The sequence below is a fragment of the Streptomyces sp. SID13726 genome, assembly GCF_010548375.1.
Classification (GTDB): domain Bacteria; phylum Actinomycetota; class Actinomycetes; order Streptomycetales; family Streptomycetaceae; genus Streptomyces.
Window position 1 is genome coordinate 1 of sequence record NZ_JAAGLY010000576.1, and the last position, 419, is coordinate 419.

1 protein-coding gene is annotated in these 419 nt (G+C 70.9%); it reads left to right on the forward strand.

The window, feature by feature from the left end:
• A partial coding sequence (locus G3I78_RS49205) for a metal ABC transporter substrate-binding protein (protein ID WP_164437175.1) occupies nucleotides 1-419 on the forward strand: 419 nt, incomplete at both ends.

The window sequence follows — 419 nt, forward strand, 5'->3', positions numbered from 1 at the left end:
TCGCCGGAGCCGTGGCCCTCGGCGAGACGGCCCTCACCGCCTGCTCCGGAGCCTCTGCCGGCGGCGGCAAGGACGGCAAGCTCGACGTCATGTCGTCGTTCTACCCGATGCAGTTCCTCGCCGAGCAGATCGGCAAGGACCACGTGAAGGTCGACACCCTGACCAAGCCGGGCGTCGAACCGCACGATCTGGAGATCACGCCGAAGCAGACCGGGCAGCTGGGCGAATCCGATGTCGTCCTCTACCTCAAGGGCCTGCAGCCCGCCGTCGACAAGGCCGTCGCCCAGTCCGGCGTGAAGCACGTGGTCGACGCCGCCGAGCTCACCGGGCTGGAGGTCCACGGCCCCTCCGGCCACGACCACGCCCACGAGGGCGAGGAGGGCCACACCGAGGGCGAGGGAGGCCACGGCCACGCCCAC